Consider the following 6,336-nt stretch of genomic DNA (forward strand, 5'->3'; position numbering starts at 1 on the left):
GGTCCCCCGGGGGTGCTCGCGAAGCCCGAGAAGGCGACCAGACCGCCGAGGAGCACCGCGATCAGCGCAAGCGGCACGCCGGCGCGACGACCGGTGGCCTGGGTCTGGCCCGACGTGACGACCCAGCCGGTGAGCGCGACCGCGGTGACGACGAGTGCGGCGATGTCAGCAGGAGCGTTCACGTCCGCGACGATCGAGAGGACGACGAGCGTGAGGACACCGGCGAGCGGAGGCAAGCCCAGCGGCATACGGCCATCTCTGGTGCGGACGAGATCGGCCACGCCGAACGCAAGGAGGGCGAGCGAGACCCACGTCATGGGAGCTCACCCAGCATCCGCATCGTCTCCATGGCCACCCCGATCCCATCACTTCGCACCCGCTGCGACACCGCGGACGGCGTGATGCCCGCGCGAGCCGCGATGTCCTTCTGGGTCAGCCCCTCGAGCCGCCCTTCGAGGATCCTCCACGAGACCGGTGACAATGAGCCGAGGATGTGGTCGAGTGCCGTCAAGGCGGCGTTGACGGCGGCGACCATGGCCGGCTCGTCCACGGGAGAGGAATACACCGTGCGCGTCGTCCGCAGGGCGGCCTTCCCGGCGAGGCGCTCTGCCTCCACGATGGCGTCGCGCGCGGCCCAGTACGCCGGGCCGTCATGGATGCCGCGCTCCGAGTCCAGGGCCTGGATGGCGCCGCGGCCCACGCCGAAGCGCACGTCGTGCGGCCGTAGCCCCGCCCGGATGTGGAACGCGGCGGTGAGGGCGTCACCCAGCGTGGCGTAGACGCCCTGGAACTCGTCGCCGAGCGTGATCACGGCCGGGTCGACGACGGGATGTCCAGCGTTGACGCGAGCGAGGACCGCGGAGACCGTGTCGTGGAGGGCCTGTCGGTCGCTGGCTCGCCGGGACTCGACGATGTCACCGATGAGGGCAACCCGTTCAGGAGAACGCTTCATTCGGTTCATATGAAGAAGATAGCTCAATTTGCGATGAATGAAGCAGATGGCCTATGCCGCTGAGCTGGCTCCCCGCTTGCCAGTGCCGTCACAGACGTGGCCCGACACGTGCGGTCGCCCAGGTGCTCCACAGGCAACTTCGTGCAACACCTTTCCTCGGCGAGAAAGCCGTCGCGATGGTGGCGAGACATCTCAACCGTGCGAATGGGTCAAACCCACGCGCACCTCTCAGGAGGACCAATGATGCGAATCCATAGAGGACCACTGTTCGCGGCGCTGGCGGCCGTGCCCATCACACTGCTGTTCGTCGGAGGTGCCGTGCCGGGAGCACAAGCCGGCCAAGCCATCGTCCAGCGCGACGGCGGCCCCGTTGAGGCGAGGGTCAAGCCCGTGCTCGAGCGGGGCAACGCCTTCTTCAAGGACCTCAACGCCAACGGCCGGATCGACCCCTACGAGGACTGGCAGCGCGACAGCCGCGCCCGCGCGGTCGACCTGGTCAGCCGCATGACGCTCGAGGAGAAGGCCGGGCTCATGCACATCACCTCGGAGCGGCGCGGGGCCCCTTCGGGAACGCCAGTGGCCGATCCATTCGAGCCGACTGTCGGCTACCTGCAGGACCGCAACATCCGGCACTTCGTCATTCGCGACAACCCGACGGCGGCCGAGCTCGCGGACCGCGCCAACGACTACCAGGAGCTCGCCGAGGGCAGCCGCCTCGGGATCCCCGTGGTCTTCGCCTCCAACCCGCGCAATCACGTCAACCCCGACCAGCAGTTCGGGATCAGCGAGGCGACCGGGATGTTCTCGCTGTGGCCGGGCTCGCTCGGCATCGCGGCGACCGCGGACCCTGCGGTGGCGCGCGAGTTCGCGGAGATCGCCCGAGCGGAGTGGCGGTCGGCCGGCATCCACAAGATCTACGGCTACCAGATCGAGACGGCGACCGAGCCGCGGTGGAACCGCATCTCGGGCACGTTCGGGGAGAGCCCGGACCTCAACGCCGCGATCGCCCGGGAGCTCACGCTCGGCTTCCAGGGTGAAAAGCTCGGGCCTGACTCCGTGGCCCAGACGATCAAGCACTTCCCCGGTGACGGCTCGGTGGTCCGCGGTCTGGACCCGCACAACGAGAACGGCCAGTACGCGATCTACCCGACCGCCGGGAGCCTCTACACGTACCAGCTCCCGCCGTTCCAGGCGGCGATCGACGCAGGCGCCAGCGCGGTCATGTCCTACTACAACGTGCCGGACAACGAGCGCAGCGCCGTGCAGCTGCCCGAGCGCCTGTGGTTCTCGAAGACCCAGCAGTTCGAGGAGGTCGCCGGCGCCTACAACAAGGGCATCCTCGATGGGGTGCTGCGGGGTGACCTCGGCTTCAAGGGCTACGTCAACAGCGACAGCGGCGTGCTGACGTCGACGGCGTGGGGTGAGGGGATCGCCGAACTGACGCTCCCCGAGCGCTATGCGAAGGCGGTGAAGGCCGGAACGAACATCTTCTCCGACTACAACGACCCCTCCGGCCTCATCGCTGCGGTCAACGAAGGTCTGCTGGCGGAGTCCGACCTCAACGAGTCGGTCCGGCTGCTGGTGACCGAGATGTTCGAGCTCGGTCTCTTCGAGGACCCCTACGTCGACCCGGCCGAGGCCCAGCGGATCGCTGACTCCCCGGCGTCTCAGGCTCGCGCGGACGAGGCCCACGCCCGATCGATCACCTTGCTGCGCAACGACCAGGGGCAGCTGCCGATCACGGACGACGCGCTCGCGGACACGAAGCTCTTTGTCGAGGTCGTGACCCGCGCGAACGGCGAGGCCCAGACCTCGGCGCTCAAGGAGACCATCCGCGCGGCCGACCCGTCGATCGAGGTCGTCGACGACCTCGCTGACGCCACAGCGGCTCTCGTCGTCGTGCGACCCAACTCCTATGAGCTGCCGGACGGTTCGACCAAGACGATCCAGCTCAACGCCGACACGGGAGTCGACGTCGAACGGGTCAAGCAGATCGAGGCAGCCGTGCCGACCGTGCTGGCTCTCAACACGGTGCTGCCCTGGATCGTCGAGGACATCGAGCCGGGCGCCGCCTCGGTCATCGCGACCTTCGACGTCAAGACGGAGGCGCTGTGGGCAGCCGTCCGCGGCGACATCAACCCGAGCGGCAAGCTGCCTCTCACCCTGCCGAAGAACCAGGCGGCGGTCGAGGCCAACGCGTCCGACGTCCCTGGATATGCGGAGGCCTTCGACTACACGTACGTCAACGCTGCCGGCGACAAGTACGTCTTCGGCTTCGGGCTCAGCTACGACAGCTGAAGCACTCGCGAGCGAGACCTGACGCAAGGGCCGGCCACTCCCGCCAATGAGTGGCCGGCCCTCGCCTTGCCCTCAGCGCCGACGCGAAGAAGACGTGCCCGTATGCCGCTGGGCTGGCTTCCGCGTGGGCCCTCAGTGCACCCTCGCTGAGCCCCATGCACCGCACCGGCTCACCGTGTCGGTGCAGCGTGGCAGGATCGCCGCTATGGCTGTAACGGCCCTCGACGTGCGCGACATCGCGCTGCAGCTCCCCAGGGCGTATGAGGCGTGGGTGCGCGACTATCGCAAGTTCCGGGTGGGCCAGATCGTGTTCGCGAGTGTGAGTCCGGACGAGACCCAGCTCGGCTTCGGGTTCCCACGTGAGGAGCGGGCTGACCTCGTCGCCAGTGAGCCGGACAAGTTCTTCCTGCCCCGGCCCTCGGACCTGCGATATCAGTGGGTGTGTGCCTGGCTGGCCGCCTTGGAGCACGACGAGCTCAACGAGCTCATCGTCGACGCGTGGGCGATGTGCGTGCCGAAGTCTGTGGCCGCGGCATACTTCGCCCAGCTGGGGTGACCCGCTGGCCCCCAGCCGCGTGACGGTCCCATCCGCTCATGGCCGCCAGTTAGCCCGGCGCCGGCGTCGAGGCTCACCGGTCAAGGACCGGGCGCCCAGCCTCGTCCAGTTCTGCGTTGTCCACGTCCGAGGTCGACCCGTCGACGTCCATGTGCCGGCGGTCGTCGCCGGTGATCCACGCGTAGGTCGCGCCGGCTATGAGGCCACCGACGATCGGCGCAACCCAGAAGGCCCACAGCTGCGCCGGGGCATCGCCCCCATTGAAGAAGGCCACCGCCGTCGAGCGCGCCGGGTTGATCGACGCGTTGCTCACCGGAATGGCGACGAAGTGCGCCGCCGTCAGCGCGAAGCCGATTGCCAGCGGGGCGAACCCCTTGGGGGCGTCGTCCTTGGTCGAGCCGAGGAAGACGTAGACGAAGAACGCCGTCATCAGCGCCTCCACGATGAGCACCGCCCCGAGGCCGAAGCCGTCGGGTGACGCGTCGCCGTAGCCGTTCGCGGCGAGGTTGTCCGTCACTGGGAGCCCGCGGCTGGAGACGAGGCCGGCCAGCGCCGCGCCGGCGAGCAGGCCACCGACGACTTGCGCCGCGAGATAGGGCAGGACATCGCTCCAGTCGAAGCGCTTCGAGATCGCGAGGCCGATCGTGACGGCCGGGTTGAAGTGACCGCCGGAGACGTGGCCCACCGCGTAGATCATGACCATGACGACGAGGCCGAACGCGAGGGCGATGCCGAGGCGACCGACGCCGATCTGGACGGGCGTGGTGTCAGACAGTGCCTGGGTGATGACCTTGCCGTTGAAGATCGCGGTCCCGCACGCCACGAAGACGAGCCAGAAGGTGCCCATGGCCTCCGCGCCGAGACGTGAGCTCATCTTTGGCTGGTACATCGGGTCTCCTTTGTCGAGGATGGCCGGCCGATTGGCAGCGTAGTGGACGGGACCACCGTGGGACGGGAGCCGAAGACACAGATGCCGTATGCCGCTGAGCTCGCTCCGAGCGCGAGCTCAGTCATCGAGTGGTCCAGTCAAGAACCGGCGAAATGGCCGATGTGGAAAGTTGGGTCCGCGTCGCACAGTGGTTTCATGAGCAGCAGCCTCATCTCGGGGGATTTCGTCATCGCGGCTCACCGGTCGGGTGAGGCCATCCCGTGTGGCGAGTTCGACGCGGACCTCTGGTTCGCCGAAAGGCCGGAGCATGTCGATGTCGCCAAGGCCCTGTGCGGCCTCTGTCCCTTGCGGGAGCAATGCCTCGCCGGCGCCCTCGAGCGTCGCGAGCCCTGGGGTGTCTGGGGAGGGCAGCTGCTCCTCGATGGTGCCGTGATCGCGCACAAGCGAGGCCGCGGACGTCCCCGTAAGCAACCGGCTGCCGCGTGACGCCCAGGCCACCGACAGGGGGCCATATGCCGCTGGGCTCGCTACACGAGCTCAGCCCTCGATGGGTGGCGGTGCCTCCGTGGTCGCCGTTTCGGTGGTCGTCGTCGGAGCCGGCGATCCAGTGCCGTTGGTCCGCGTAGTCGTTGGCGTATCCTGCGGCGGCTGAGTGGGTTCTGGCTGGGGGCCGAGGGGATCGGTCGTGACCACCGTCGGCGCGGGCACCTGATAGGTGTTGGCGACGTCCTGAGGAGGCGGCACCGCATCGGGGGCCGCAGCGCCCATGGTCGTGGCTGACGGCTCGGTCGCCTCGGCCTTGTTGGGGAGGCGACCTCCCAGCGCCCGAAACACCGTCTCGCCCCACAGCTGGCCGCCGCGGGCGTTGACGCTCGGGGGGTCGACGACCGAGACGAAGGAGTTCGGGTCCCCCGCTTTGCGGAAGGCTGCCGCGACGTCGATCGTCGTCAGCCCGTTGGCCTCGGCCCATGTCGCCGCGGCCTCGCGGACAGGCGCGATCTTGTCGTCGGCGTTCTGCGCTTGGAGCACCACCGCCACGGGGACGTCGGCGTGCTGCTCGCGAATAGCCTTGAGCGTGGTGCCGAGCGCCGTCCCGATCTCCTCCGCCTTGTCATCGCGGCCGTAGCTGAGCAGGATCGCATCCGGCTTGTTGGGCACGAGGAACTCCAGGCGCTCCGCCGCGTAGTCAGCCGACACCCCGATGCGGCTGCCGTTCCAGATCGTCGCAGTGTGCTCTCCGGAGCCATAGCTGAGTGCGCGTGCGTAGTGGGTCGGGTCGCTCGGGTCGAGGTTGTTGACCTTGACCTTCCGCCCCTGTCCGAGCAGTTCCCCGAGCACCGTCACCCACTCGCCTTCCTCGTCACCGGTCCCGTCGCCGAGCACGGCGAGCGTGAGGTCCGCGTCTCGGCCCACCAGCCCGGAGATGTCGGTGGTCGGCCCACCGTGCGCGTCGGTCGGCGCCGGGGCGGATGGGGTGGGCGTGCCAGTGGGGCCCTGGGCACCGGTTCCCTCGGGGGACTCCGGTCGACCCCCTATGAAGAAGACCACCGCTACGACGATGGCGACATTGACGAGGAGAATCACGAGTCCCAGCGACACGTCGGTCGCTCGGGATCTTCGCATGCCGACATTCTGCCCCAG

Annotated in this window: 6 protein-coding genes and 1 pseudogene; 3 read left to right on the top strand and 4 right to left on the bottom strand. The window is 68.5% G+C overall.

The window, feature by feature from the left end:
- Both VIR15_RS16615 and VIR15_RS16620 read right to left on the bottom strand, forming a co-directional pair.
- A pseudogene (locus VIR15_RS16615) lies at positions 1 to 317 on the bottom strand (hypothetical protein); the annotation flags it as partial.
- Entirely contained in the window at positions 314 to 961 is a 648-nt protein-coding gene (locus VIR15_RS16620) for a SatD family protein (RefSeq protein WP_331929745.1), read from the bottom strand. The gene VIR15_RS16620 and the pseudogene VIR15_RS16615, both read right to left, overlap by 4 nt.
- Before the next feature lie 276 nt (positions 962 to 1,237).
- Here VIR15_RS16620 and VIR15_RS16625 point away from each other — a divergent pair, with 276 nt between their 5' ends.
- Together VIR15_RS16625 and VIR15_RS16630 are read left to right on the top strand one after the other, a co-directional pair.
- A complete protein-coding gene (locus VIR15_RS16625) occupies positions 1,238 to 3,250 on the top strand; it encodes a glycoside hydrolase family 3 protein (RefSeq protein WP_331929747.1) in 2,013 nt (670 codons plus the stop codon).
- Between the two features lie 205 nt (positions 3,251 to 3,455).
- Positions 3,456 to 3,806 (top strand): MmcQ/YjbR family DNA-binding protein, encoded by a 351-nt coding sequence (locus VIR15_RS16630; RefSeq protein ID WP_331929749.1) that lies wholly within the window; start codon positions 3,456 to 3,458, stop codon positions 3,804 to 3,806.
- Positions 3,807 to 3,879: 73 nt separating this feature from the next.
- Here VIR15_RS16630 and aqpZ read toward each other — a convergent pair whose 3' ends face one another.
- Positions 3,880 to 4,695, bottom strand: a complete 816-nt coding sequence (aqpZ, locus tag VIR15_RS16635) for an aquaporin Z (RefSeq protein ID WP_331929751.1) — start codon at positions 4,693 to 4,695, stop codon at positions 3,880 to 3,882.
- A gap of 195 nt (positions 4,696 to 4,890) precedes the next feature.
- On the opposite strand from aqpZ, the gene VIR15_RS16640 reads away from it, so the two are divergent.
- A complete protein-coding gene (locus tag VIR15_RS16640; protein WP_331929753.1) occupies positions 4,891 to 5,181 on the top strand; it encodes a WhiB family transcriptional regulator in 291 nt (96 codons plus the stop codon).
- 51 nt (positions 5,182 to 5,232) lie between these two features.
- Here VIR15_RS16640 and VIR15_RS16645 read toward each other — a convergent pair whose 3' ends face one another.
- Entirely contained in the window at positions 5,233 to 6,318 is a 1,086-nt protein-coding gene (locus tag VIR15_RS16645) for an SGNH/GDSL hydrolase family protein (RefSeq protein WP_331929755.1), read from the bottom strand.
- Positions 6,319 to 6,336 lie beyond the last annotated feature (18 nt).

Source organism: Intrasporangium sp. (assembly GCF_036566125.1).
Taxonomy (GTDB): domain Bacteria; phylum Actinomycetota; class Actinomycetes; order Actinomycetales; family Dermatophilaceae; genus Intrasporangium.